This is a genomic window from Rhizobium sp. SAFR-030, from assembly GCF_059415005.1.
Window position 1 is genome coordinate 45,443 of sequence record NZ_JBPFDO010000005.1, and the last position, 26,064, is coordinate 71,506.

Sequence of the window (26,064 nt, forward strand, 5' to 3'; positions counted from 1 at the left end):
TCAAGACATGGAAAAACGCCCATGAGCCGCGACGCAGTCAAGACGCTGTTCCATCCCTTCGCGACCGGCACGCTGCCGGCGCCTGCCGAAGGATCTCGCATCCTGTTTCTCGCCGCCGAGAGCGGTCCGCGCCTGCCGGAAGGCTTCGCTGCCGAGATTACCAACGTCCAGCCGCTGCGGCCGCTGTTTCGCCCCCTGAGCATCGCTGGCGCGCATGTGGTGCCGGAGCCGGAGGGTGAGGGCTACGATGCCGCCTTGATCCTGTGCGGTAAGCACAAGGGCGAGAACGAGCAGAATGTTGCCGAAGCGCTCGCACGCGTCCGCGACGGCGGCATGATCGTGATTGCCGGCTCCAAGGAAGACGGTATCCAGCCGCTGCGCAAGCAGCTGGCGAATTTCGGTTTCACGATAGAGCACCTGCCGAAGTACCACGGCGTCGTTGCGTGGTTCGAGCGCCCGCAGGACGTCTCGGCAGCAGTCGAGAAGCTCACAAAGCAGCCGAGCGTGATCTCGGCGCGCTTCCAGACCATTCCCGGTACCTTCTCGCATGATCACGTCGATCCGGGCTCGGAACTTCTCGCCAGCCGCCTGCCGACCGACTTTGACGGCAACGCCGCCGATCTCGGCGCCGGCTGGGGCTACCTGTCGGTGATGCTGGCGGAAGCATCGCCGCGGACCAACCGCATCGACCTCTTCGAGGCTGATCACCGGGCGCTCGAGTTCGCGAAGAAGAACCTATCCCTTAACTGCCCGGACCTGCAGGCCCGCTTCTTCTGGCAGGATCTGGCCGCCGAGCCGATCAAGGAGAAATACGACCTGGTGATCATGAACCCGCCCTTCCACGAAGGACATGCGGCCGATCCCGAACTTGGTCAGGCTTTCATCAAGGCTGCCTCCGCCGCCCTGCGGATCGGTGGCCGGCTGCTGATGGTTGCCAACCGCGGCCTGCCCTATGAGCCGACCCTGGCCGCCGAGTTCAAGGAGAGCGGCGAAGTGTGCCGCAACGCCCGCTTCAAGGTGCTTCAGGCGCGCAAGTAGTAATCACGACAGCCGTCGGAATGCGTTGAGGCGCACCCGGCGGATCGCGCCCGAATTGACTTCCACCGGATGCAAACTATGGTTGCGCCTGGTGTCGTCATGGGTGTGACAATGATGGGCTCGACGCTTGCTTCCACGCTGATCGCAGCTCTGCTGGCTACCGATCCGGGCCCAGCGCAGATCACCTGGGAGTGGTTCAACGCCGCCGAGACCTATCGAAACTACAAGGTGAAGGGCAGGGACGACCTAGCCATTGCGGCGCGCTACTTTCGTCGCGCGGCCGAACATGGCAATCCGGCAGCCGCCTATAAGCTCGGCGAGGCCTATGAGGCCGGAAGTGGCGTCCCCAAGGACCTGTCGAAGGCGCTCTACTGGTACCGCGAGGCGGCGGCTCGCCGTGACAGGTATGCTCAACTGCGGATCGGCTGGTTCTACCAGAACGGCCTTGTCGTCGAGCCCGATGGTGCGATGGCCGCAAGCTGGTACGAGAAGGCGGCCAGCCAGAACAACATCTGGGGCTACCACATGCTGGCGGTACTGTACGCCGAAGGCGAGGGCGTTCCGAGAGACCTGGAGAAGGCGAAGCGCTACTTCGAGCTGAGCCTGCCCGAGACAGGCGATGGCTGGGCCATGTGGAGGCTGTCGCAGATCGTCAAGCCGACGGACGCCCGCCGTGCCGCAAGATTGCTGAGCCAGGCCGCCGAGGCTGGCAATGCGCAAGCGCAGGCAGAGCTGCGGCGGTTGCCTGCCGCAAAACCAGTGTCTCGCTGACCGCCAAACGAAAAAGGCCCGGCCGTCGATTTCCGATGGCTGGGCCTTTGTCATTGATGGTCGATGCCGCTGTGGGCGGCGAACTATTGGTAGGCGCTCCGCCTACTCCACGTCGGCGTTGCGCAGGCGCTCGAGGGTCGGCAGCGACGTGATGTTGTAGCCGGCATCCACATAGTGGATTTCTCCGGTCACGCCTCGCGACAGGTCCGACAGCAGGTAGAGCGAGGATCCGCCGATGTCCTCGATCGTCGCCGTGCGCCGCAGCGGCGAGTTCTTCTGGTTCCAGGAGTAGATCGCCCGGGCATCCGAGATACCGGCGCCGGCAAGCGTGCGCACCGGACCGGCCGAGATAGCATTGACGCGAATATCCTTGGGGCCGAAATCGGCAGCCAGATAGCGAACCGAGCTCTCAAGTGCCGCCTTGGCGACGCCCATGACGTTGTAGTTCGGGATCACCCTCATCGAGCCGCCATAGGTCAGCGTCAGGATCGAACCGCCTTCGGTCATCAGGCCGGCTGCCCGCTTGGCGATCTCGGTGAACGAGAAGCAGGAAATCACCATGGTCCGGCTGAAGTTTTCGCGCGTGGTGTCGGCGTAGAGACCCTTCAGCTCGTTCTTGTCGGAGAAGCCGATGGCATGCACGACAAAATCGAGCTTGCCCCAGCGCTCCGCCACCTCCGAGAAGACAGTGTCCACGGAGGCGAGATCCTCGACATCGCAGGGGACGACGAAGTCCGATCCGACTTCCGTCGCCAGCGGCTTCACCCGGCGTCCGAGTGCATCTCCCTGGTAGGTGAAGGCGAGTTCAGCGCCCTGTGCCGCCAGCGCCTTGGAGATACCCCAGGCAATAGAGTGATTGTTGGCGACGCCCATGATGAGGCCGCGCTTCCCCTGCATTAGTCCGCTCATGGTCTTATCCGTTGAAACGCTGGAAGACGAGCGTGGCATTCGTGCCGCCAAACCCAAATGAATTGGAAAGTGCGATGTCGATCTTGGCGTCGTCGATGCGCTTGCGAACAATCGGCACGTCGGCAAATTCCGGGTCGATCTCCTGGATGTGCGCACTTTCGCCGATGAAGCCGGCCTGCATCATGAGCAGCGAGTAGATCGATTCCTGCACGCCGGCGGCGCCGAGCGAATGCCCGGTCAGCGACTTGGTGGACTGGATGTGCGGGATCTTGTCACCGAACACTTCGCGGATGGCACCGATTTCCTTCGAATCGCCGACCGGCGTCGACGTGCCATGGGTGTTGATGTAGTCGACGGTGCCGTCGACGGTGGCGAGCGCCTGGCGCATGCAGCGCGCAGCGCCTTCGCCGGACGGAGCCACCATGTCGTAACCATCGGAGGTCGCGCCGTAGCCGACCACTTCGGCATAGATCTTGGCGCCGCGGGCCTTTGCATGCTCCAGCTCTTCGAGCACCAGCACACCAGCGCCGCCGGCAATGACGAAGCCGTCGCGGTTGACATCATAGGCGCGGGACGCGCTGGCCGGCTGGTCGTTGAACTTCGACGACATGGCGCCCATGGCGTCGAACAGGTTCGACATCGTCCAGTCGAGGTCTTCGTGGCCGCCGGCAAACATCATGTCCTGCTTGCCCCATTGGATCATCTCGACGGCATTGCCGATGCAGTGCGCCGAGGTCGAGCAGGCCGACGAGATCGAGTAGTTGACGCCGTGGAGCTTGAACCAGGTGGCAAGCGTCGCAGATGCCGTCGAAGACATGGCCTTCGGCACGGCAAACGGGCCGATACGCTTCGGGCTGTTGTTCTTGATGGTGATCTCGGCGGCTTCGATCAGCGTGCGGGTGGATGGACCACCCGATCCCATGATGATGCCGACGCGCTCGTTCTGCGCGTAGTCGGCTTCCTCGAGACCCGAATCGGCGATCGCCTGCTTCATCGCCACATGGTTCCAGGCGCCGCCCTGCGACAGGAAGCGCATCGCCCGTCGATCCACCAGATCGGTCGGATCAAGGTTCGGGCTACCCCAGACCTGGCACTTGAAGCCATGCTCGGCAAAATCGTTGGAGAACGAGATGCCGGACCTGGCATCGCGCAGGGACGCAGTGACCTCTTCGGCATTGTTGCCGATGGAGGAAACCACACCGAGACCTGTGACAACTACCCGTCGCATGAGATTAGACCTTTTCAATCGTTGTATCGCGAGACCGAGTTCACACCCGGCCGCGGGCCGTCAGGCGGCCTTTTCCTGAAAGAGACCGACGCGCAGATCGGTAGCGCGATAGATCACCTCGCCGTCGGCCTTCATCCAGCCGTCGGCGATGCCGAGCACCAGTCGACCGCGCATGACGCGCTTGAAGTCGATGCCGTATTCGACAAGCTTCGTCTCCGGCGTCACCATGCCGGTGAACTTGACTTCGCCCGTGGACAGCGCGCGGCCCTTGCCGGGCTCGCCCAGCCAGCCGAGATAGAAGCCGGTCAGCTGCCACATGGCATCGAGGCCGAGGCAGCCGGGCATGACGGGATCGCCTTCGAAGTGGCAGGGGAAGAACCACAGGTCGGGCGTGATGTCGAATTCGGCACGGATGAAGCCCTTGTCGTTAGGGCCTCCGGTCTCGGAGATCTCGGTAATCCGGTGGAACATCAGCATGGGTGGCAGTGGCAGCTGTGCATTGCCCGGGCCGAACATCTGGCCGTGCGCACAGGTGAGTATTTCTTCGTAGGTGAAGCTGGATTGTCTGCTGTCCATGAGGTCTGTCCGTTCCCCCTCGTCATCGGTCCTGCGTGTTTAAAGCAAGACCGTTCGAAATTGAAGCGCATGGAGGCGGCTTCCTGCGACACAGGGCTGCCGTATCCAAGGTTGAGATAGGTCCGCATATAGGAACCCGGCAGGGCAAACTAGAGGCAAGCGAGGCAAATTTTTACATATCGAGCCGGTCGCAGGCGCACGGAAGGGCCCTATTGAAAGGTGGCCAAGTAAAAGTTATATCCAAACTCGACAAATCGTCGTTCGACGGGAGTTTGCCTCGATAATGGCCGAAGCCATCACGGATGTGGAAACCAGACTGCGCCATTGTGGCCTGCGGCCGACCCGGCAGCGGGTGGCTCTCGCCGATCTGCTGTTTGCCAAGGGTGATCGGCATCTGACGGTGGAGGAACTGCACGAGGAAGCGACCGCCGCCGGCGTTCCGGTATCGCTCGCCACCGTCTACAACACGCTCCACCAGTTTACCGAAGCGGGCCTCATCCGCGTCCTCGCCGTCGAGAGCGCCCGGACCTACTTCGATACCAACGTCTCGGACCACCACCATTTCTTCGTCGAAGGCCGCAACGAGGTTCTCGACATTCCGGTCAGCAACATCGCCATCGGCAACCTGCCCGATGCGCCGGACGGTATGGAAATCGCGCATGTCGACGTGATCATCCGGCTGCGCGAAAAGCGCGGCTGACACTCATTTCCGCTTCTTCTTTTTCATCGCCTCGTGCGCCGGACGTCCGGCGCGCGGGCGGTATCGTGGCAGCGTCCAGCCGAACCGCAGGGCGCCGCCGCGCAGCGAAAACGCCAGCAGGATGCCGACAGCCGAACTGAAGGTCGGCGGCAGTCCGAGAAGCTGTGCCGCGGTGAAGGCACTGGCACCTGCGAGCGCCGCAGTCACGTAGATCTCCGGGCGCAGCAGGATGGACGGCTCGTTGGCAATCAGGTCACGCAGGATGCCGCCGAACGTCGCGGTCATCGTCCCGGTGACGATGGCGATGGTCGGCGACTGGCTGATCGCCAGCCCCTTTGCCGCGCCCATGACGCTGTAGGCGGAAAGTCCCACCGCATCGAGCCATACCAGCAGCCGGTATCGCCACTCGACGCGGTGCGCGCTGAGGAACACGATGACGCCGATCGCGGCGCAGATGATCAGGTAGGTCGGATCCACCACCCAAAACACCGGGCCCTGGCCGAGCACCAGGTCGCGAAGAGTCCCGCCGCCGACGCCGGTCACGGCGGCAAAGAACAGGAAGCCGATGAGGTCGAGTTCCTTGCGCGAGGCGGCAAGCGCCCCGGTTGCGGCAAACAGCGCCACGCCGGCATAATCCAGGATCGTCAGAAGCGGCATCGTCATTCCCCGTCAGCCGGCACCAGCGTCGCGCAAGTGCACGCACATAGCATAGCGCCGCACGCCACGCCCGGCCATCGACGCCGCGCATTGTCTACAGACGAATAGGGATCGACGGCCATGCAGCATATCTTCATCCGGATGACCATGTTGCTGGCGCTGGTGCTCATGCCGACCATGGCCGGCGCCCAGCAGAGCCTGCTGAGCGACCCGGAAATCTACGAGAAGGATCATTTCCGCAAGCAATGCCAGAAGGTCGAATTCGGCGACGGCTTCATTACCCGTCTGGACATCAACAATGACGGCATCATCGATGCCATCGCCAACCACGGCGAAATGACCTGCGACGGCAAGAAGGCCGCTGCATGCAACGACGAGGGCTGCCCCTATAACTTCTATCTGCAGGTCAAGGAGGGCGGCTACTTCATGATCGCCACCGCGCAGATCTTTGGCTACGATTTCATCAAGCGCTTCGGCAACATGGTCTTCGTCTTCAAGATGGCGCCGCGCTACTGCGATCGCACCGATGACAATCCCTGCGAGATGACGGTCCGTGTCCGTGGTGCGCGGATGGTCACCATCTCCAGAAAGTAGCGGGTTTCAGAACGGCCGGTCGATGCGTCCTGCTGCATAGTAGCCGATCAGCCCCAGCCATTCGCGCACCGCGGTCGCCGTATTCTGTGAATTCAGGGACGGCTGGGTGAAGTCGAAGCCGAATGAGAGGCGGCCGCTGGTGCGATAATCCACCGGCCATGGCGTTACCTCGATCCCGGCCTTGGCAAACAGCGCCATCGCCCGCGGCATGTGGAAGGCCGAGGTCACCAGCACGCAGTCCGCAAGGTTTTCCGCCGCCAGCATGTCACGGGTGTTGAGCGTATTCTCCCAGGTATTGCGCGAGGTGTTTTCCTTGATCAGCCGATCGGCCGGCACTCCATAGGCTGCGAAGAACCGTTCCGAGGCGCCGGCTTCTCCCTCGTATCTGCCGCTGAACGAGCCGTCGCCGCCGGACACGAGGATCCTTGCCTGCGGATGGGCGAGTGCCAGCCGCAGCGTCTCGGTGTAACGGTCGGCTGCGGCATTGAACTCGATGCCGCCACGGCCGCTCATCACTTCGTTTTCCACCGCACCGCCCAGCATGACGATGCAGGAGATAGCGGATGGCGGCTCGGCGGGTCGCGCAACCTCGTCCTCCAGGGACTGAAGCAGGACATTGCCCGTGGTGGTGTAGAGCGTCACGAACAGGACGAGCGCCGCAACGAGCGACGACAAGCCGCCGAGGCGTCGCCACCCGGCAAGGGCCGCCAAGGCGCCGATCATCGCCAGCAGGAATGCAAGGGACAGTGGTTGGACGACGAGCCAAAAAATTTTAGACAGATAGAACATCAGCTCATTTGCGGGCGAGAGTGCGGGGAACGGCAGAAGCGGAAGCGGGGCGACGGTTCTTGTAGCGCTGGTGAAGGGCGCGGCGCAGCATGAGCGTCGAAAGGGCAACGGCGAGCGACAGCATGGCGGCGATGAACAGCGCGAACTGCGGCATCGCGATCCCGATGACGGCACCCGTCATCGCGCCGCTGACCATGCCGAGCCAGGGCACCAGCTGAATCCCCCAGTCGAGCCGCCGTTCGCCCATGATGAAGGCACCGATCCCGCGTCCCAGCCGCGACAGGGCGCCGGTCACGTAGGTCAGGCCGATCGGCAGGCCCTCGATGTGCTCGACGGCGGCGTTGACCATGCCCATCGCCAGAACCACCAGATAGAAGCGCGGCAGGTGCAGCGACGGCTCGCCGAGAAGCGATGCCGTTGCCAGCAGGATGGAGACGCCGGCCAGCACCCCGAAGATGCGGCGCGCCACCAGATGGGCGACGATGACGCCCAGCGCATTGCCGGCAACGAAGACCAGAATGGCCAGCAGCAGGATCAGTCCATGGTGTGTTTCACCATCGGCCAGAGAAATCGCCGCGCGCGTGGTGTTGCCGGTCATGAACGACACGAAGTCTCCCGAGAGACGCAGGCCTACCGCATCGGTCATTCCGGCGATGAAGGAGATCGCGGCCACGAGCGCTATGCCCGTCCAGGTGCGCTGGATGCGTATGATCCGTCTTCGCCTCGCGCGTGTCATGTTCGCTCCAACGGTTTTGCATCGGGCTGCGCTGCATCCGCAGATGCCCTTGAGACTGGTTAGCCGCGTATCAGGATAGCAGCGTCCGTGTCAGCGGGTGATCGAGGTTGGCAAGGCCGTCGACGACGCTGAAATGATGCCGGTCCGGCTCCACATAGGCGCCGGTTTCGGCACCGAGCCCCAGCCAGAGGCTCGCCATCAGCGCGTTCTGGCGAATGAACTCCGCCCGCTCATTGCCGCCCACCCAGCAGAACAGCCGGGCTCCGTCGCCCGGGCTCATCAGCACCGGACTTTCGGCGGCCGCTTCTTCCGCCGACAGCCGCAGGTTCTTGTTGAGCGACGTGTTCACGAGTGGCCGCAGATCGTGCACGCCGGAGATCGACACCACGGTGCGCACCCGCTGGCGGATTGCAGGAGCAAGCGGCGAGGTGGCAGCGATCATCCGCGTCACCAGATGGCCGCCGGCCGAGTGTCCGGTGAGGTGGATCGGCCCGTCGATCTCGTTCGCCGCATCGGTGATCGCCGCGCTGACCTCCTCGACGATCTCGCCGACCCGCACTTCCGGGCAGAGTGTGTAGCTGGGCATGGCGACCGCATAGCCGCTGTCCACCGAGCCGGCAGCCAGATGCGACCAGTAGGACTTGTCGAGGCCCTGCCAGTAGCCGCCATGCACGTAGACGACGAGGCCGCGCGGCGTTTCCTGCGGCAGGAACAGATCGAAGCGGTTGCGCGGCTTGTCGCCGTAGGACAGATCGAGCTGCGCCCGGCCCGCCGCCAGCAGCTGTTCGCGGTAGGCTCTGGCCGGCTCGACCCATGCGGCGGGCCAGGCCTCGCCGCCCGGGATGTTGGCGCCATTGGTATAGGCGTTGTCCCAATCCTTGATCTGCTGGAAAATCATCTCGGCCTCTCGTCTTATCGTCGTCTCAGAGCACGGTACGCACGCGCCACAGTTCTGGGAAGAGCTCCACCTCGAGCATCTTCTTCAGATACTGCGTGCCGGAGGTTCCGCCGGTGCCGCGCTTGAAGCCGATCACCCGCTCGACGGTGGTCACGTGGTTGAACCGCCAGCGACGAAAATAGTCCTCGAAATCGACGAGTTTCTCGGCAAGCTCGTAGAGGTGCCAGTATCGCTGCGGCGAGGCATAGACCTGACGCCATGCCTCCAGCACCTCGGCGCTCTCGCGGCGGGTTTCCCGCCAGTCCGTCCGTGCCGCATCGGCCCCGATATCAAAGCCGTGCCGCGAAAGCAGAAGGATTGCCTCGTCGTAGAGGCTGGGCCGCGAGAGGATCGCTTCGAGCTGCGCCAGAAGATCCGGCCGGTGTCGGTGCGGTCCCAGCATGGCCAGATTGCGGTTGCCTGCCAGGAACTCGATTGCCCGGTACTGGCAGGACTGGAAGCCTGACGACTGGCCGAGCGCCTCGCGAAATTCGGTGTATTCGCTGGGCGTCATGGTGCGCAGCACGTCCCAGGCGTTGTTCAGCTGTTCGAAGATGCGCGCCACGCGCGACAGCATCTTGAAGGCCGGCTGTGGTTGGTCGCCCCGGATGGCGCTGATCGCCGAGCTGATCTCGTGGATGGCAAGCTTCATCCAGAGCTCGGACGTCTGGTGCTGGATGATGAACAGCATCTCGTCATGCGCCGAAGACAGCGGCTTCTGCGCCGACAGGATCGGATCGAGCTGCAGGTAGTCCGTGTAGGACATCCGCTCCTGGAAGGACATCTGCGCGCCTTCCTCTGCCGGATCGTAGCGGTGTTCGGTCACGTCACGAGTGCCTTCTGCTTGAACTGCGCCACATCCCACAACCGCTTGTTCATGATGTCGGACAGGATGTCGACGGCCGCCAGCACCTCGCGCTCGCCGATATAGAGCGGCGTGAAGCCGAAGCGGATGGCGTTCGGGGCGCGGAAGTCGCCGATCACGCCGCGCGAGATCAGCGCCTGCATGATTGCGTAGCCTTCCTCGTGCAGGAACGACACCTGGCTGCCGCGGCTAGCGCCGTCGCGCGGCGAGCCGAGCGTCAGCGACGGGCAGCGCCGTTCAACTTCCGCGATGAAGAGGTCGCTGAGCGCGATCGATCTGGCACGCACATCGGTCATGTCCACCGCGTCCCAGGCATCGAGCGCCGCGTCGAGAGCCGCGAGCGCGATGACCGGCGGGGTGCCGACGCGCATCCGGTCGATGCCGTCGCCCGGGCGGTAGCCGAGATCGAAGGCGAAGGGCTTTTCATGTCCCAGCCAGCCGGAGAGGGCAGGGCGTACGCTGTCGAGGTGACGGGGCGCGACGTAGATGAAGGCAGGCGCGCCCGGGCCTCCGTTCAGGTACTTGTAGGTGCAGCCGACGGCGAAATCGGCATCGGCACCGGCCAGATCGACAGGCAGCGCACCGGCCGAGTGCGCCAGATCCCAGACCGCCAGCGCCCCCGCCTCGTGCGCCTTCGCGGTCAGCGCCTTCATGTCGTGCAGCCGGCCGGTCCGGTAATCCACCTCCGTCAGCATCAGCACCGCAATGCTGTCGTCGATCGCCGCCTCGACCGCCTCCGGCTCCACCACCTTCAGGTGATAGCCGCGGTCGAGCGCGCCGATCAGTCCTTCGGCGATGTAGAGATCGGATGGGAAGTTGCCGCTGTCCGATAGGATCACCCGGCGCTTCGGATCGGCTTCGGCGGCAAGCTGAATCGCCGAGGCGAGCGCCTGGTAGACCTTGATCGACAGGGTGTCGCCCATGACTACCGTGTCTTCCGGCGCGCCGATCAGCCGGCCGATGCGGTCGCCGATACGCCGTGGCATGTTCATCCAGCCCGCCTGGTTCCAGCCGCGGATCAGCATCTCGCCCCACTGGTTCGTCATCAGCGACGCCACGCGTTCCGTCGCGGCAAGCGGCAGGGGCCCGAGCGAGTTGCCGTCGAGATAGATCACGCCTGTCGGCATGTGAAACAGCGCCCGTGTCCTGTCGAAATCCGTCATGCTTGCCACTTTCTGCACCCTCCGGAACTGCGCTGGCAGTCTCCACTCCTGCTGGAGTGCGGAGCATAGCGAAGACGATGCGGGTTTGAACCGAATTTTGCCGCACACCGTCATTTGGTTCCCGCCGAGATCAGGGTGTCTTCGGAAACCGCTTGCTGAGATGCGGCGAACCCTGCAGGCCGAAACGCCACGGGAGGTCGATCGCCTTGGTAATTCCGATCCGCGGACCGCAGACGATCGCCGGCTCCGACTGGCGAAGCTCGAGCCGGAACGGTGGCTGTTCGAGCGATGCACCGTCCACGCCGATATCGATGCCCAGGGCCTGCGCCAACCGGCCCGGCCCGGCGCACAAAGTCAGCGGATCGGCCCGGCCGCGACGCTCGGCCATGCGCGACAGATCAAAGACCGGCTCCAGCGCCCGGATCAGCACGGCAGAGCCTGCCCGGCAGACGAAGTTGAGGCACCAGTGGATGCCGTAGGACCGGTAGACATAGGCATGCGCAGGCGGCCCGAACATCGTCCGGTTGCGGATGCCCGGCCCGCGAAAGCTGTGCGACGCAGGATCGTCCGGCTGGTAGGCTTCCGTCTCGACGATCATCCCGCCGACCCCGTCGACGCTGAGCATGGCGCCGATCAGTTCGGATGCCACCGTGACGGCGCTACGGTCGAAGAAAGTCTGAAGCTGCATGGCATCGCCGTTCATGTCGTTGATGAATGTCGTTTTATCGGCTGCGAGACGATGCAAGGGCAAGGGCTGATCTGCGGCGCCCAGTAGCTGCGGGTGCTGGGCCGTCAGACGCCGGGGATCGGAGTTGCGCTTGCCGGCTTGCCACCCGCCGGGCGAATCACTAGTTAAGCGCAAATGGCAGCACGCGACCGATATTCCCGAAAACTCGAATGCCCCCAATGCGGACATGCCGGCTTTGCCGAAGTGTCGGAGGACGACGACCCGCGCCGCAGGGATCCGGGTTTTTCGGTCGACGAGATGCCAAAAGGCTTCTTCACCGAATTCGCCTCGCGCGACCCGAAGAAATACATGCTGCGCTGCCAGTGCAGCCACAAGTTCCGGTTCGAAAGCAAGAGCGTCTACGCCCCCGGCGGCGAACCGCGGCGGTAGTGGGTGGCAGGCGTCACTTGTCTGATCGCTGTCGCATGGACTTGGGCCGGCAGTCGGATGCCGACCTCGTCGGCAACTCATCTCACCGACGGATCTGGAAGATCGCGACGGTGGATCGTGTTTGACGAACTCAGACTTAGATCAACTACCATAGATTAGGGAAAAGTTTGGTGGAGCTAAGCGGGATCGAACCGCTGACCTCTTGCATGCCATGCAAGCGCTCTCCCAGCTGAGCTATAGCCCCATCAGGGTACCGGGCATTCTCCGGTTCCGGGAACCCCGCCGAAGCAGTGCTTGCGTCGGGGTGGCGGCTTCATACGTCCGGTGTTTTCGGAGTGCAAGCCAAAAATGAAAAGCCCGGGCAATTTTTTCGCCCGGGCCGGAATTGTCGGATCAGACCTCGTCGTCGTCGCCGCCGACACCGATGATGCCGGAGACATCGTCATCGTCGTCGTCTTCGTCGGCTTCCAGGAAGGTGTCGTCGTCGTCGCCTTCGATCTCGACGTCGTCATCGCCCATGTCGGGGATATCATCGCTGGATGCGGCTTCATCACCCTCTTCCAGCGAGACCAGCTCGACGTCCGGGTTTTCGGCATCGACTTCCGCGACTTCCTCTTCCTCGGCCTGCTCCATCTTCATCTGGACGGTGTTCTCTTCGAAGAAGGAGAGCGGCCAGGATTTGCCCGTGTAGGGGGAAACCACCGGATCACGGTTCAGGTCGTAGAATTTCTTGCCCGTATCCGGGTCGGTGCGCTTGGTTCCAAGTTCCGCTTTTGCCACTGTCGAAGCCCCGTAAAATGGCCGATCTGTTCGGCGTTGCCGCGAAAGCGGCGCTGAAAATGCTAGCCGGTCCCCTTAATCGTTGTCCCCAGGCATGTCAAAGGCAAACTTGGCAGCCAAAGCCCCGGGTTTCCGCGGTGCCTGCGCATGACCGCGGATGTTTCTTGTGATAGGAGCCGGCAGCGAGGCTGGTCGCCCGCGTGCCGATCTCGCAGCGTTTCGCAGATGACAGGGTTTTGAGATGTCGCAGCCGGGGTATTTGGAGCCTGTCGAGCAGTCGAAACGGCCGAGGCTCGTGCTGAGAGCACCAGCTGAGGACCTGCCGCTTCTGTCGGTGCTTGCCCTGCTTCTGGCTGGTGTTTCGATCGGTCGCAGCAGGCTCGTCGGACTGGCTCAAAGCAGCGATCTCGTTGTGGCGGCGCAGGCGCTCGAGGCAATGGGCGTGATGATCGACCGGAGCGCTTCGGGTTGGGTGGTTGCCGGTGCAGGAAGCGGGGCCTTGCTCGAGCCGTCGCAGGCGCTCGATATTGAGAATGCGCCGCGCGCCTTCGCGCTGTTTGCCGGCCTGGCATCGAGCTATGATTTCCCGGTCACCTGCCGCCTAGGCGGAGCACCCGATCCCGACCTTCTCTCACCGCTCGCGGCAATGGGCGCACAGGTGGAGGTGCTTCCTTGTCAGGCGGTCCTGCACGGCCCGCGCATCGCAAATCCGATCTCATGGATGACGCCCCGCGTTTCCAAGGATATCTGTGCCGCCGTGCTTCTGGCCGGCCTGAATACGCAAGGTCGCACCTCTGTCGTGGCACCGCGGGAGCCAGAGCGGCTGGTCGAGCTCTTCCGCAGCTTCGGTGCCGAGATCAATTTGAGGCAGACCGGGTCAGGTCCGGCACAGATCGCGGTTACCGGCCGCAGACGGCTGATGGCAGCAGAAGTCGTCTGCGACGGGAGCGAGCCTTCCGACAGCGTCGCCGGACAGAGATAGCCAGCCGATAGAGAAAGCCGACAGAGAAAGAAGGAGCGACATCGTGATCATCGCCATCGACGGACCGGCTGCTGCGGGGAAAGGCACGCTTTCACGCAGGATCGCCGAGACCTACGGCTTCCACCACCTGGACACCGGGCTTACCTATCGGGCAACGGCCAAGGCGCTGCTCGATGCAGGCCTGCCGCTCGATGACGAGGCGGTTGCGCAGAAGATGGCGCGGGACGTGGACCTTGCCGGGCTCGATCGTTCGGTGCTGGCGGTGCATTCGATCGGCGAGGCGGCATCCCGCATTGCCGTCATGCCGTCGGTTCGCAAGGCACTGGTGGAGGCTCAGCGCGCCTTTTCGCAGCGTTCGCCAGGAGCGGTCCTCGACGGGCGCGATATCGGCACCGTCGTCTGTCCGGATGCGGCGGTGAAGCTTTACGTGACGGCCTCGCCGGAGGTGCGCGCCAGACGCCGTTTCGACGAGATCGTCGCCAGTGGAAAGGCGGCCGATTATGCGGCCATCTTCGACGAGGTGAAGACGCGTGACGAACGCGACATGGGCCGGTCCGACAGTCCCCTGAAGCCGGCTCCGGATGCGCACTTGCTTGACACCTCGGAAATGAGTATAGAGGCCGCGTTCAGTGCCGCGAAGTCTATCATCGACGCCGCCCTGGAAAACAATTGACGGCCTGCCGGCTTGCCGGCCAGTCCATCGCAACAGCAAGCTCAAAGCTTAGGTCCCCGCGCCGGATTGCCTTCCAAAAGGAGGGCGGACCTCTCTTTGAGATCATCAACACGAACCCCCGGCGCCACCCGTGTCCGTAAAGGGACGCGACCAGGAGATTTCATGTCAGTAGCAAACCCCACGCGTGATGATTTCGCGGCCCTCCTCGAGGAATCCTTCGCAACCAACGATCTGGCCGAAGGCTATGTCACCAAAGGCATCGTCACCGGGATCGAGAAGGACATGGCCGTCGTTGACGTCGGCCTGAAGGTTGAAGGCCGCATCGCGCTGAAGGAATTCGGCGCCAAGGGCAAGGACGGCTCGCTCAAGGTCGGCGACGAAGTCGAAGTCTACGTCGAGCGCATCGAAAATGCACTTGGCGAAGCTGTTCTGTCGCGCGAGAAGGCTCGCCGCGAAGAAAGCTGGATCAAGCTCGAAGCCAAGTTCGAAGCCGGCGAGCGCGTCGAAGGCGTTATCTTCAACCAGGTCAAGGGTGGCTTCACCGTCGATCTGGATGGCGCTGTAGCCTTCCTTCCGCGTTCGCAGGTCGACATCCGTCCGATCCGCGACGTCACCCCGCTGATGCACAACCCGCAGCCCTTCGAAATCCTCAAGATGGACAAGCGCCGCGGCAACATCGTTGTTTCGCGTCGTACGGTTCTTGAAGAATCGCGTGCCGAGCAGCGTTCGGAAATCGTTCAGAACCTCGAAGAAGGCCAGGTTGTTGACGGCGTCGTCAAGAACATCACCGATTATGGTGCGTTCGTTGACCTCGGCGGCATCGACGGCCTGCTGCACGTCACCGACATGGCATGGCGCCGCGTCAACCATCCGTCGGAAATCCTGAACATCGGCCAGCAGGTCAAGGTTCAGATCATCCGCATCAACCAGGAAACCCACCGCATCTCGCTCGGCATGAAGCAGCTCGAGTCGGATCCGTGGGATGGCATCTCGGCCAAGTACCCGGTCGGCAAGAAGATCTCCGGTACCGTCACGAACATCACCGACTACGGTGCGTTCGTCGAGCTGGAGCCGGGCATCGAAGGCCTGATCCACATCTCCGAAATGTCCTGGACCAAGAAGAACGTACATCCCGGCAAGATCCTGTCCACGACGCAGGATGTCGACGTTGTCGTTCTCGAAGTCGATCCGTCGAAGCGCCGCATCTCGCTCGGCCTCAAGCAGACGCTGGAAAACCCGTGGCAGGCATTCGCCTTCAGCCACCCGTCCGGCACTGAAGTTGAGGGCGAAGTGAAGAACAAGACTGAATTCGGTCTGTTCATCGGCCTCGAAGGCGATGTCGACGGCATGGTTCACCTGTCGGATCTCGACTGGAACCGTCCGGGCGAACAGGTCATCGAAGAGTACAACAAGGGTGATGTCGTCAAGGCCGTCGTTCTCGACGTCGACGTTGACAAGGAGCGCATCTCGCTCGGCATCAAGCAGCTCGGCCGCGATGCGGTTGGTGAAGCTGCAACCTCCGGCGAACTGCGCAAGAACGCTGTCGTTTCGTGCGAAGTCATCGGCGTCAACGATGGCGGCGTGGAAGTGAAGCTCGTGGCTCACGAAGATGTCACGTCCTTCATCCGCCGTGGCGACCTGGCACGCGATCGCGACGATCAGCGTCCGGAGCGTTTCTCGGTTGGCCAGGTGTTCGACGCCCGCGTCGTCAACTTCTCCAAGAAGGACCGCAAGGTCATGCTGTCGATCAAGGCTCTCGAGATCGCAGAAGAGAAGGAAGCCGTTGCTCAGTTCGGTTCGTCCGATAGCGGCGCTTCGCTCGGCGACATTCTCGGCGCGGCTCTGAAGAACCGCGGCGGCGAATAATCCTCGCAAAGCCTCTAGAATGAAGAACCCGCCGGAGCGATCCGGCGGGTTTTTTCATGTCCGATCGCGGCGTGGCCGTGAGCCGCTACCAGGCCGTCATGCGTCGGTAGAACTGCTGGGCGTCCCTGGATGCCGCATCGCCTTCCTCGGCTGCGCCGGCTTCGCTTTCCGCTTCCGCATCACCGTCCGCGTTGTCGTCCGCCTGCTCATCCGGTTGGCGACCGTTGTTGCCGCGCGATCCGTCTTCATCAACCCTGTCGACCGCCGAGACCGATGCACGGTCCTCATCGTCGTCCTCCTCCTCACGCGGAGGATAGGGAACATAGACGGGAACCAGCGCGTCGCGTGGCGCTGCACGCGCCAGCAGCACCGCCTGGGCGACGACGGCAAGCTGTAGTTCCGCAGGGTTGATGTCGGCACCGGCATGAGGATCTGCCGGTGGTGACATCTCCATCTCAGTCGCAAGCGAGGCAGGTTCGCCAGCCAGGCCTGCGCTTTCGCTCATCCCGGCCAATGCTGGCGTGGCCATGGCAGCGCGACCGTCGATCGGTGATCCTGCCGATGCGGAGGGAGATGAGCTGGTCGGTGGGCCCTCGGCTTGCGTCGGCACGGTTGCAGCTCCGTCTGCGGCGGCGCCCGCCAACCAGCCGGTTCCAAGGATCGCGGCGACCAGCCCGCCTCCGGCTGCCCGGGCAGCCGATGGCATGCCGGACGAACCGGGAGTGGCAGCTGCTTGCGTTGCTGCAGAAGTGAGCGCGCGCTCGCGGAGAAGCGCCATGGCGTCGTAGGTAATTTCTTCGGTAGTGCCCTGCAGCGACCGGGCGCGGGCTGCCACGGCTTCACCCGCATCGGCAACGGCTTGCGACGCCGCGTCGTCCTTCAACGGCTGCTCGGCGCCCTGCACATCCTGCGGGGCCATTACCTCTGCCTGTAACCCCGGGATGACGGCTCGACCGCCTGAAACTGTCGGCGAGGCCGCCTCCGCGACGGCTGCTCCATCGTTGCCTGCAGCACGCATAGCCTCGGATTGAGCCTCTCCGGTTTCGGCTGAGACTGTCGTTGTTGGAGCCGCAGGCCGAGCTGTCTCTGCGCTATCGCCTGTATGGTCGGCAGGGGCAGTAGACAGCGCGCCGCCTGCGCGTGGTTCGGGCGCCGCCGAGGCGCCGGCGGGCGAGAGAGCTGCAGTGACCTGCGTGGGGGCAGGCACCGAACCCGCGGCTGCAGAGGAGAGACGGCTCGGCACCGTCGGCGGTCGCGCGGCGATCGCGGCGGGCATGCCGGAATTGTCATTCTGGCGGTAGGAACTGACGACGCCTCGGGCTGCAAGGTCGCGATCCCTGGCCGTGCGGTTTTCCAGCTGCAGCGACAGCCGCGTGGCTTCCGGTCCGGCCGGGTTCTGGAGGATCTCGGCGAGCAGCCGGATCGTCAATCCCTTGACCAGCTGGTTCAGCGCCCGCTGAAGGGCAGCTCTCTGGGCGCTGGAGAGGGCGGCGATCGCCTCGGCAATGCGTCCGGCATAGTCGGACAGCGGCTCGCCTTCGCGTCGGGCGATCTTCATCATTGCGCCGACGGTTTCGGCGGCCACCGACAGCCCCTGTGCCAATTGCATCTGGCCGGACACCGAGAGGATCGTCAGGCGGTCGGTTGCCGGGGTCAGAGCCGTGGCATCGGACGGCACCCGCGCCTCGGCAGGTGGCTGGCCGATCAAGACCCGGGGAGTGGCGGCAACGACCTGCGGCTGGTTCGACTGACCGCGCAGGATGTCCGTGACTGAGGCGACGGGCGGCAACACGGGCTGCTCCACGCTGGTCGATTGACGGGACAGGCTGGCCTCGGCTGATATGGAATGCGACGTTCGATGTGTCGCTGCCGCAGCGCCTCATGGTGTCTTGTAGGCCGTATGACAGATGATGATGCCGGGAAATGGTTAACGAATTGCTAACGCACGTCCCGGCCCTGAAAATGGTTTCGAACCAACCGCGGCGGATACCGCGCGCTGGCGCTGCGAAGCCTCAGCTGTGGGCAAAGATGTCGGTCTCTTCCCAGCCAAGCAGGTCGAGCTTCGCCCGCGTCGGCAGGAACGCAAAGCAGGCTTCCGCCAGGTGCAGCCGATCGTCGCGGATCAGCCGCTGGGTCAGCTTGTCCTTCAGCGCATGCAGGTGCAGAACATCGGAGGCGGCGTATTCCAGCTGTGCCGGCGAAAGCGTGGCTGCCGCCCAATCCGATTGCTGCTGAGCCTTGGAGACGTCGACGTCGAGCATCTCCTTGAGATTGTCCTTCAGCCCGTGCCGGTCCGTATAGGTCCGTGCAAGCCGTGAGGCGATCTTGGTGCAGAAGACGTTGGCGGTCGTCACGCCGAAGGTGTGGAAGAGCACGGCGATATCGAACCGCCCGTAGTGGAAGATCTTCTCGCGGCGCTCGTCGGCGAGCATCTCGACAAGGTTCGGCGCCTGCTGCTGGCCTGCTGCAATCCGGATAACGTCGGCCGAGCCGTCGCCGGGCGAGAGCTGCACGACACAGAGCCGGTCACGACGCGGCACCAGCCCGAGCGTCTCGGTATCAATGGCAATGGCGCCGGCGTAGCGTGCCGCATCCTCGGCCGAAATATCTCCCTCGTGGTAGCGAATGGTAGCCATCATGAAATCCTTCTGTCTCGTTGGCATCGCTATAGCGCAACTGTGGCGAACTGGATATGCCCCGGAGATGCACGTGCGAGCGGCAGCAGCGACGGGAGCCCTGCATGGGATGCATTGCTGCAATGCAGCAGTACGGCTTGCCTGAATCAGGTGCCGTCGCTAGATATTGAGCATCGAAGCGGCGCACTCCTCCTCCCAGCGTCGCCAGATGAGATCGGCAGTCTCCTCCTCCTCCCAATTGCCGATCAAGTTTAAAAGCCTGCCGCACCTCCTCCCGCGGCAGGCTTTTTCATTTTCAGGCATAGCTTCCAACGTTCGCCAAATGGGATTCGCGTCTGCGAGGAAGCAAGGGCGCCCGAGGCGCCCCGCCAGAATCAGAGTGCGGCAATCGCCTGCATCACACCGTCATCTATCTCCAGTCCCTGTTCCAGAGCGTGGCGCCGCAGAGAGCGGCCTCTGCGTCCGGGAAGCCGCACGCCGTCTTCGCTCTGCATGGCCTGCGCCAAGGCACCGAGCCGTTCGGCGACGCCTGCACCAGCGGTCGCCTGCGGATCGAAGGCGATGATGAAATGGCCGAGTGCTGGCGGTGGCCCCTTGTCGTCGAACAACGAGCTTGCCTCATAAGAGAAATGCGCACCGGTCAGCCCGGCTGCCAGCACCTCGACCATGAACGCAAGAGCTGCGCCCTTCGCCCCGCCGGCCGGCGCCATTGTTCCCTTCATCGCCGCGTCGGGATCGGTGGTCGGATGACCGTCGGCATCCAGAGCCCAGTCGTCGGGGATGGCGACGCCCCTCTGCTGCGCTTCCATCACCTTGCCGCGCGCCACCTTCGAGAGCGCCAGATCGATGACGATCGGATCGGCATCCGTCAGCGGCACCGCGAAAGCGATGGGATTGGTTCCGTAAAGCGGCTTCTTGCCACCCCAAGGTGCCATCGCCGCCGGCGCATTGGCGAACATCATCGCAATCAGGCCCTGTTCGGCGAACCGTTCGACGGTGAGGGCCATGACCCCGGCATGGTGCGAACGGTGGATGGCGGCAGAAGCGATACCCTGGCTGCGCGCCAGCGGTGCAAGCTCGGCGACCGCCAGATCGAGAGCCGGATAGGCAAAGCCGAAGCCGGCATCGATCGACAGCGCGCCCGGACGGCGGAGCTCGGCGACCGGCTCTGCCCGGCCGTCTACCTTTCCGGCGCGGACCTGTTTGACATAGGCCGGAACCCGACGCAGGCCGTGCCCCGATTGCCCGGCGGCCTCGGCGGCGACCAGTGCGCGCGCGACCGAGCGCGCCGCGGAGGGGAGGACGTCATTCGTTTCGAAGACGGCGGAGATCTGCCGTTCCAGCTCGGCAAGCGGGGTGTGCATTCTGCAGGTTCCTGAGGCGGTGGGCCGCAGGCAGAGAGCATGCGACCCGGTGGGAGGTCAGCCGCCGCCTTAGCAGTTCCTGAAGCCGAGCGGAACCGTCACCTTGTTACCGACGCCGGCCGGCGGTGCCGGAACCGGTGAGGCGCGCCGCACCAGATCCACCATGTAGCTGTCGAAATCAGGCGATCCCGACGAGCGCGACAGGCCGACGCCGCTGAGATTACCGCTATTGTCGATGCGGAACGTCACATAGGCGGTGCTACCGCGGCCGGCCGCAGGGCATTTACCCTTCTGACGGGCAAGATGGGCGGCGAGGCGGCTCTGCCAGCGGACAGGCGACACGGAAGAGCGCGCGACGTTGTCCGATGTCTTGGGAGCCGCGGTACGGTTCGACTGCTGCACCTCAGCCTTAGCCTGCTGGCTCTCCCTGGCGGCCGGTGCCGGCGGCTTCGGCCGTGGACGTTCGGCAACCGGCTTGCGCACCGGCTTCGGCTCTTGCTTCTTCACCTCGGGTTTCGGCTCGACCGGTTCGGGCGGCCGCACGACCGGCAACGGCACCTCTACCTTGCTCAGCAGTGCCAGCTGCTGTTCGGCCTGCACGTCGACTTCCGGCTCGACGGGCTCCGGCGGCGGTTCGGGAGTGGTCTCGGCGATCTCCGGCTCAGGCGGCTCGGGTTGAACCTCCTCGACGATCGGTTCGGGCTGCGGCGGCTCTGGCGGAGGCGTAACCTCCGGCGGCGGTTCGGCAACGGGTTCGGGCGTCGGCTCGGGTGGAACGGGCGTCGGCTCGGGTGGTGGTTCTTCCACCGGCTCCACCGCCTCGCTCTTCACTTCCTGCGAATCTTGCTGCTCCTCGGAAACCACCGTCTCTTCGATTGCCGCTGCTTCCGGCTCTGGCGCCAGCTCGATCATGATGGCAGCGGGCGCGCCTGGAGGCGCCGCGCTATCCGGCTCCTGGCGTAGCAGGACCGCCGCTCCGGCAATATGCGCGACAAGCACGACAGCGGCGGCGCCACTCCAGAGCATGGCCTCGCCGATCTTACGGTTACGGCTGCGCGGGACGATCGGGCTCATGGTGTGGCTCCGGGAACGCCTCCGGCCGCCGGTGTGGCGGTCGTGGCCGGTACGGCGGGCGCCGCACCGGGGACCGATTCCAGACCGACCAGCGCGATCTTCAGATAACCGGCGTCACGCAGCAGGTTCATCACTTCCATGAAGTGCCCGTAGTCGACAGCCTTGTCGGCACGCAGGAAGATGCGTGTTTCGCGATCGCCCTCGGTGACGCGTTCCAGCGTCGCTGCAAGCTGTTCGCGTGCAACGGCGTCATTGCCGATATTGAGGCTCAGGTCGTCCTTGACGGTCAGGTAGAGCGGCTCGTCCGGACGCTGCGCGGGCGTCGCCGTCGAGGCTGGCAGATCGACATTGACGTCGACAGTTGCCAGCGGCGCTGCGACCATAAAGATGATCAGCAGAACCAGCATGACGTCGATGAACGGCGTCACGTTGATCTCATGGTTTTCCTGCAGGTCGTCACCGTGGTTGTCGCGAATGCCTCCGGCCATGGTTCACTCTCCAGCCACCAGCGAGACGGGCGTCTTGCGCGCGCCCGGAGGTACCTTGCGGAAGTCCAGGTCGCGGCTCACCAGCCGCTCGACGCCGGCTGCGGCATCGGCCAGCAACTGACGGTAGCCGGTGATTGAGCGGGCAAAGATATTGTAGATCACCACTGCCGGGATGGCGGCGACCAGGCCGATCGCGGTTGCGAGCAGTGCTTCGGCGATGCCGGGTGCGACGACCGCGAGATTGGTCGTCTGCGACTCCGAGATGCCGATGAACGAGTTCATGATCCCCCAGACGGTGCCGAACAGCCCGACGAATGGTCCGACGGAGCCGATGGTGGCAAGTGCGCCGGTACCGCGCGTCATCCGCCGCCCGGCATAGGATTCGATCCGGCCCAGCGTCGACGAGACGCGTTCCTTGACGCCGCCATTTTCGGCGTGATCCAGTGCGCCTTCGGAAAGCTGCAGTTCGCGGGCCGCCTCGCGCAGCATGAGCGCCGCCGGCCCGCCGCGCTTTTCGGTAGCAGCGAGAGCTTCCGACAAGGTTTTCGAGCCGCGGATGGACTTGATCACCGTCTTGGCCCGCCGGCTTGCACCCGCCAGTTCCAGCGACTTTGCCACCCATACGGTCCAGGTGATCAGCGAGGCGATGGCGAGACCGATCATCACGCTCTTCACCACCCAGTCGGCTGCCATGAACATGCCGACTGGCGACAGGTTGTGCGGAATATCGGTCCGCGCATCGGGCTCCAGGAACTGCGGAATGAGGCCGGCCGGCTCAGCTTCCGGAGCGGGTGCGACGTCCGGCGCGGGCGTGCCAGCCTGTGGCTGAGCGTTCTGTGGCTGAGGGTCCTGCGGTGCCGGGAGGCTCTGCGGTGCGGCATTGTCTGTGGCGGGCGCTGGCTGCGGCTGAACGGTTTCCGTCGGTGCCGGTGGCGCGGTCTGGGCGAACGCCGTGGGCGTGGCGAGCGTCAGTCCGGCAATCACCGCGATCAGCGGCAGCGACGAAAACCGTTCGATCGACCGGGCGGTGGTGGACTTGATCGGCATGACGAACTCCGGACATGTTTTGCGTAGGCGCTGCCTCAAGGGACGCTGCGGGCCCATGGGCAGAGAAGGCGAACGAAGCCATCGTGGCGGCGCGCTCGCATGGTATGGCTACCGGATAATAAACATGAGTAACTTTGACAACTATTTTATGTCGCAGATGCGAAAAGAATAATGAAATGCGTGCGGGGGAGTGGGGCCGCCGGCGGATACGAAAACGCCGGGCACGAGGCCCGGCGCTTTGCGATTTTCGTGTGACGGAGGCTTAGAGCGTCCGGGTGATATGCTCGACGCGGAAGCACTCGATCGTATCGCCGGCGCGGATGTCTTCGTAGTTCTCGAAAGCCATGCCGCATTCCTGGCCCATCGGCACTTCGGCCACTTCGTCCTTGAAGCGCTTGAGCGTCTTGAGCTTGCCTTCGTGGATGACGACGTTGTCGCGCAGCAGGCGGACGCCCGCACCACGTTCGACCTTGCCTTCGATGACGCGGCAACCCGCGACCTTGCCGGTCTTGGTGATGTTGAACACCTCCAGGATTTCGGCATTGCCGAGGAAGGTCTCGCGGCGTTCCGGCGACAGCAGGCCCGACATCGCTGCCTTCACGTCATCCACCAGATCGTAGATGATGTTGTAGTAGCGAATTTCGAGACCGCCACGCTCGGCTGCCGTGCGCGCCTGCGCATTGGCACGAACGTTGAAGCCGATGATTGCCGCTTCCGAGGACTCGGCGAGCGAGATATCGGATTCGGTGATCGCGCCGGCGCCGGAGTGTACGATGCGAGCGCGGACTTCGTCGGTACCGAGCTTGTCGAGCGCGCCGATGATGGCTTCGACGGAACCCTGTACGTCGCCCTTGATGAGCAGCGGGAACTCCTTGTAGCCGGTGTTCTGCAGCTTGCTCATCATCTGTTCGAGCGAACCACGCTGGCCGGACTGACGGGCGGCTGCCTTGTCGCGGGTCAGGCGCTGGCGGTATTCGGAGATCTCGCGGGCACGGCTCTCGTTCTCGACGACGGCGAAACGGTCGCCGGCAGCAGGCGTCGCCGAAAGGCCAAGCACTTCGACCGGCATGGCCGGACCGGCTTCCTTGACCTGTTCGCCCTTGTCCGTGACAAGCGCGCGCACACGGCCCCACTGATCGCCGGCAACGATGATCTGGCCTGGCTTCAGCGTGCCCTTCTGGACGAGCACGGTTGCCACGGCACCACGGCCACGGTCGAGCTGCGCTTCGATGACGATGCCCTCGGCCGTACGGCTCGGGTCCGCCTTCAGGTCGAGGATTTCGGCCTGCAGCAGGATGGCCTCGAGCAGCTTGTCGAGGTTGGTCTTGTTCTTCGCCGACACTTCGACGTCGAGAACTTCACCGCCCAGCGATTCCACGAACACTTCGTGCTGCAGAAGCTGCTGACGCACCTTGTCCGGATTGGCTTCGTGCTTGTCGATCTTGTTGATCGCCACGATGATCGGAACGCCAGCCGCCTTGGCATGGCTGATCGATTCGATCGTCTGCGGCATCACGCTGTCGTCGGCTGCGACCACGAGGATCGCGATATCCGTCGCCTGTGCACCACGGGCACGCATGGCCGTAAAGGCGGCGTGGCCGGGCGTGTCGATGAAGGTGATCTTCTGGCCGTTCTGTTCGACCTGGTAGGCACCGATATGCTGGGTGATGCCACCGGCTTCGCCGGACACGACGTTCGCCTGGCGGATGGCGTCGAGCAGCGAGGTCTTGCCGTGGTCGACGTGACCCATGATCGTTACGACCGGAGGACGCGACACCAGTTCGCCGGCGTCGTCGGCAACGTTGAAGATGCCTTCCTCGACGTCGGATTCCGACACGCGCTTGACGGTGTGGCCGAATTCGGTCGCGATGAGTTCGGCAAGGTCGGCGTCGATGACGTCGCCCGGCTTCATCATCTGGCCTTCCTTCATCAGGTACTTGATCACGTCGACGGCCCGTTCGGCCATACGCTGCGACAGCTCCTGAATGGTGATGGTTTCCGGCAGGATGACCTCGCGCATGACCTTTTCGCGCGGTTCCTGCATCTGGCTGCGGCGGAACTTTTCCTGGCGGCGGCGCATGGCCGACAACGAGCGGCCACGAGCATTGCCGTCTTCGTCGGTACCGGCGGTGGTGACCGTCAGCTTGCCGCGGCGGCGGTCTTCTTCCTTCGGACGTGCAGGAACCTTGGCGGGTGCCGGAGCGGCAACCTTGCCACGTCCCGGGATGCCGCGCGGCGGGCCGCGATCGTCGTCTTCGTCGCCGCCCTTGCGGCCACGTACCACGCCTGGCTGTGCCGGAGCAGCAGCCGGAGCGCCGGGACGTGCCGACTGCGGACGGCCATCGGCGCCGCGTGCGGCAACCGGAGCGGGCGCTGCGGCCTGTTGAGCCGCTGCCTCGGCAGCAGCCGCAGCCGCAGCTTCGGCCGCAGCAGCTTCGGCGGCTGCATGCGGGTTGAGGCGCGCTTCCTCGGCGCGACGGATCGCCTCGAGACGTTCTTCCTCGGCACGGCGCTCGTCGTCGGCCTTGCGGCGCGCTTCGTCTTCGGCGCGCTGCTTGGCTTCGATGATGTCACGCGCCTGGGCGTCGGCAAGTGCGCGACGACGGGCATCCATTTCACTGGCAGAAAGGTCGTGCAGGACGGTGCCGCGCGGCCGGTCGGGCTGGCGCTGCGGGCTCGGCTGCGGACGCTGGCCGGACTGCTGCGGACGCTGGCCTGCCTGATGCGGGCGCTGCGACGGCTGGCTCGGCTGCGGGGTGCGCGGCGAAGGTGCCTGGGGTGCTGCCGGGCGCGGGGCGGCAGCAGGAGCTGCTTCAGCGGTGCGCTGCGGCTGTACGGGTGCTGCCACCGGTGTGATCGGCTTTTCGTCCAGCGGTCGGGTGGGGCGGCGCTTCACGGTCTCGACCACGACCGCCTTCGTGCGCCCGCGACCCATGTCCTGGCGCACGGTACCCTGGCTCATTCCTGACGGCTTCAGGGTGAGGGTTTTCTTTACGCCGAGCGTCTTGTCGTCTTTGTTGTCGGTCATTCCGTTCCTGTTCCTTCGGACGGGAACGGATGGCGACCATCAAATC

26 protein-coding genes and 1 tRNA gene are annotated in these 26,064 nt (G+C 64.2%); 8 read left to right on the forward strand and 19 right to left on the reverse strand.

All coding sequences use genetic code 11. The annotated features are described in order from the left end of the window. The first annotated feature begins 21 nt into the window (after window positions 1-21). Complete coding sequence (locus ACR65N_RS15875) at window positions 22-1,038, forward strand: class I SAM-dependent methyltransferase (protein ID WP_430306471.1); 1,017 nt, start codon at window positions 22-24, stop codon at window positions 1,036-1,038. 78 nt (window positions 1,039-1,116) lie between these two features. Further along, window positions 1,117-1,809: a tetratricopeptide repeat protein gene (locus ACR65N_RS15880; protein WP_440457806.1), complete on the forward strand. Its 693-nt coding sequence runs from the start codon at window positions 1,117-1,119 to the stop codon at window positions 1,807-1,809. Between the two features lie 102 nt (window positions 1,810-1,911). Here ACR65N_RS15880 and fabI read toward each other — a convergent pair whose 3' ends face one another. Genes fabI through fabA form a run of 3 tightly spaced genes read right to left on the reverse strand, consistent with a single transcriptional unit; the run spans window position 1,912 to window position 4,522 of the window. After that, on the reverse strand, window positions 1,912-2,718 hold the full coding sequence (gene fabI, locus ACR65N_RS15885; RefSeq protein ID WP_440457807.1) for an enoyl-ACP reductase FabI: 807 nt from the start codon (window positions 2,716-2,718) through the stop codon (window positions 1,912-1,914). 4 nt (window positions 2,719-2,722) lie between these two features. Next, window positions 2,723-3,946: a beta-ketoacyl-ACP synthase I gene (gene fabB / locus ACR65N_RS15890; RefSeq protein ID WP_440457808.1), complete on the reverse strand. Its 1,224-nt coding sequence runs from the start codon at window positions 3,944-3,946 to the stop codon at window positions 2,723-2,725. Between the two features lie 60 nt (window positions 3,947-4,006). Further along, window positions 4,007-4,522: a 3-hydroxyacyl-[acyl-carrier-protein] dehydratase FabA gene (gene fabA / locus ACR65N_RS15895; RefSeq protein ID WP_430306468.1), complete on the reverse strand. Its 516-nt coding sequence runs from the start codon at window positions 4,520-4,522 to the stop codon at window positions 4,007-4,009. 283 nt (window positions 4,523-4,805) lie between these two features. On the opposite strand from fabA, the gene irrA reads away from it, so the two are divergent. Next, entirely contained in the window at window positions 4,806-5,222 is a 417-nt protein-coding gene (gene irrA, locus ACR65N_RS15900; RefSeq protein WP_430306467.1) for an iron response transcriptional regulator IrrA, read from the forward strand. A gap of 3 nt (window positions 5,223-5,225) precedes the next feature. Here irrA and ACR65N_RS15905 read toward each other — a convergent pair whose 3' ends face one another. Continuing rightward, complete coding sequence (locus ACR65N_RS15905) at window positions 5,226-5,879, reverse strand: trimeric intracellular cation channel family protein (protein WP_430306571.1); 654 nt, start codon at window positions 5,877-5,879, stop codon at window positions 5,226-5,228. A gap of 120 nt (window positions 5,880-5,999) precedes the next feature. On the opposite strand from ACR65N_RS15905, the gene ACR65N_RS15910 reads away from it, so the two are divergent. Further along, a complete protein-coding gene (locus tag ACR65N_RS15910) occupies window positions 6,000-6,473 on the forward strand; it encodes a hypothetical protein (protein ID WP_440457809.1) in 474 nt (157 codons plus the stop codon). Window positions 6,474-6,479: 6 nt separating this feature from the next. Here ACR65N_RS15910 and ACR65N_RS15915 read toward each other — a convergent pair whose 3' ends face one another. The 6 genes from ACR65N_RS15915 to ACR65N_RS15940 all read right to left on the reverse strand — a co-directional run bounded on the left by ACR65N_RS15915 (window position 6,480) and on the right by ACR65N_RS15940 (window position 11,651). Further along, window positions 6,480-7,262: a YdcF family protein gene (locus ACR65N_RS15915; protein ID WP_440457810.1), complete on the reverse strand. Its 783-nt coding sequence runs from the start codon at window positions 7,260-7,262 to the stop codon at window positions 6,480-6,482. Between the two features lie 4 nt (window positions 7,263-7,266). After that, the gene (locus ACR65N_RS15920) at window positions 7,267-7,998 is read right to left on the reverse strand and encodes a YoaK family protein (RefSeq protein ID WP_440457811.1); all 732 of its coding nucleotides are present in this window, start codon (window positions 7,996-7,998) and stop codon (window positions 7,267-7,269) included. Window positions 7,999-8,068: 70 nt separating this feature from the next. Beyond that, a complete protein-coding gene (locus ACR65N_RS15925; protein WP_440457812.1) occupies window positions 8,069-8,896 on the reverse strand; it encodes a hormone-sensitive lipase in 828 nt (275 codons plus the stop codon). A 25-nt stretch (window positions 8,897-8,921) separates the two neighbouring features. Continuing rightward, window positions 8,922-9,719, reverse strand: coding sequence for a tryptophan 2,3-dioxygenase (kynA, locus tag ACR65N_RS15930; protein WP_440458119.1), 798 nt, complete (start codon window positions 9,717-9,719; stop codon window positions 8,922-8,924). 38 nt (window positions 9,720-9,757) lie between these two features. Further along, entirely contained in the window at window positions 9,758-10,963 is a 1,206-nt protein-coding gene (kynU, locus tag ACR65N_RS15935) for a kynureninase (RefSeq protein WP_440457813.1), read from the reverse strand. A gap of 130 nt (window positions 10,964-11,093) precedes the next feature. Beyond that, window positions 11,094-11,651, reverse strand: coding sequence for a DNA-3-methyladenine glycosylase (locus ACR65N_RS15940; RefSeq protein WP_440457814.1), 558 nt, complete (start codon window positions 11,649-11,651; stop codon window positions 11,094-11,096). 174 nt (window positions 11,652-11,825) lie between these two features. On the opposite strand from ACR65N_RS15940, the gene ACR65N_RS15945 reads away from it, so the two are divergent. Then, window positions 11,826-12,080, forward strand: coding sequence for a hypothetical protein (locus ACR65N_RS15945; protein WP_440457815.1), 255 nt, complete (start codon window positions 11,826-11,828; stop codon window positions 12,078-12,080). A gap of 168 nt (window positions 12,081-12,248) precedes the next feature. On the opposite strand, the gene ACR65N_RS15950 is transcribed toward ACR65N_RS15945, so the two are convergent. Together ACR65N_RS15950 and ACR65N_RS15955 are read right to left on the reverse strand one after the other, a co-directional pair. After that, window positions 12,249-12,324: transfer RNA gene (locus ACR65N_RS15950), tRNA-Ala, on the reverse strand. Window positions 12,325-12,473: 149 nt separating this feature from the next. Next, window positions 12,474-12,860 (reverse strand): TIGR02300 family protein, encoded by a 387-nt coding sequence (locus tag ACR65N_RS15955; protein ID WP_440457816.1) that lies wholly within the window; start codon window positions 12,858-12,860, stop codon window positions 12,474-12,476. Between the two features lie 295 nt (window positions 12,861-13,155). Between ACR65N_RS15955 and ACR65N_RS15960 the strand changes: the two genes are divergently transcribed. From ACR65N_RS15960 to rpsA, 3 genes are all read left to right on the forward strand, one after another. Then, on the forward strand, window positions 13,156-13,842 hold the full coding sequence (locus ACR65N_RS15960) for a carboxyvinyltransferase (protein ID WP_440457817.1): 687 nt from the start codon (window positions 13,156-13,158) through the stop codon (window positions 13,840-13,842). Window positions 13,843-13,882: 40 nt separating this feature from the next. Further along, the gene (gene cmk, locus ACR65N_RS15965) at window positions 13,883-14,515 is read left to right on the forward strand and encodes a (d)CMP kinase (RefSeq protein WP_440458120.1); all 633 of its coding nucleotides are present in this window, start codon (window positions 13,883-13,885) and stop codon (window positions 14,513-14,515) included. A gap of 162 nt (window positions 14,516-14,677) precedes the next feature. Further along, window positions 14,678-16,381, forward strand: coding sequence for a 30S ribosomal protein S1 (gene rpsA, locus ACR65N_RS15970; RefSeq protein WP_430306457.1), 1,704 nt, complete (start codon window positions 14,678-14,680; stop codon window positions 16,379-16,381). An 85-nt stretch (window positions 16,382-16,466) separates the two neighbouring features. Here the strand turns inward: rpsA and ACR65N_RS15975 are convergent, their stop codons facing one another. The 7 genes from ACR65N_RS15975 to infB all read right to left on the reverse strand — a co-directional run bounded on the left by ACR65N_RS15975 (window position 16,467) and on the right by infB (window position 26,018). Further along, window positions 16,467-18,173: a hypothetical protein gene (locus tag ACR65N_RS15975; RefSeq protein ID WP_440457818.1), complete on the reverse strand. Its 1,707-nt coding sequence runs from the start codon at window positions 18,171-18,173 to the stop codon at window positions 16,467-16,469. A gap of 220 nt (window positions 18,174-18,393) precedes the next feature. Beyond that, window positions 18,394-19,020, reverse strand: a complete 627-nt coding sequence (locus ACR65N_RS15980) for a ribonuclease D (RefSeq protein ID WP_440457819.1) — start codon at window positions 19,018-19,020, stop codon at window positions 18,394-18,396. 371 nt (window positions 19,021-19,391) lie between these two features. Further along, window positions 19,392-20,381, reverse strand: a complete 990-nt coding sequence (locus tag ACR65N_RS15985; protein ID WP_440457820.1) for an Ldh family oxidoreductase — start codon at window positions 20,379-20,381, stop codon at window positions 19,392-19,394. A 69-nt stretch (window positions 20,382-20,450) separates the two neighbouring features. Next, window positions 20,451-21,455 carry an energy transducer TonB family protein gene (locus ACR65N_RS15990; protein WP_440457821.1) on the reverse strand — a complete coding sequence of 335 codons (1,005 nt, stop codon included), beginning with the start codon at window positions 21,453-21,455 and terminating at the stop codon, window positions 20,451-20,453. Next, complete coding sequence (exbD, locus tag ACR65N_RS15995; RefSeq protein ID WP_440457822.1) at window positions 21,452-21,943, reverse strand: TonB system transport protein ExbD; 492 nt, start codon at window positions 21,941-21,943, stop codon at window positions 21,452-21,454. Before exbD ends, ACR65N_RS15990 begins: the two co-directional genes overlap by 4 nt. Window positions 21,944-21,946: 3 nt before the next feature. Continuing rightward, window positions 21,947-22,990, reverse strand: a complete 1,044-nt coding sequence (gene exbB, locus ACR65N_RS16000) for a tonB-system energizer ExbB (protein ID WP_440457823.1) — start codon at window positions 22,988-22,990, stop codon at window positions 21,947-21,949. A gap of 262 nt (window positions 22,991-23,252) precedes the next feature. Beyond that, window positions 23,253-26,018 (reverse strand): translation initiation factor IF-2, encoded by a 2,766-nt coding sequence (infB, locus tag ACR65N_RS16005; RefSeq protein WP_440457824.1) that lies wholly within the window; start codon window positions 26,016-26,018, stop codon window positions 23,253-23,255. Window positions 26,019-26,064 lie beyond the last annotated feature (46 nt).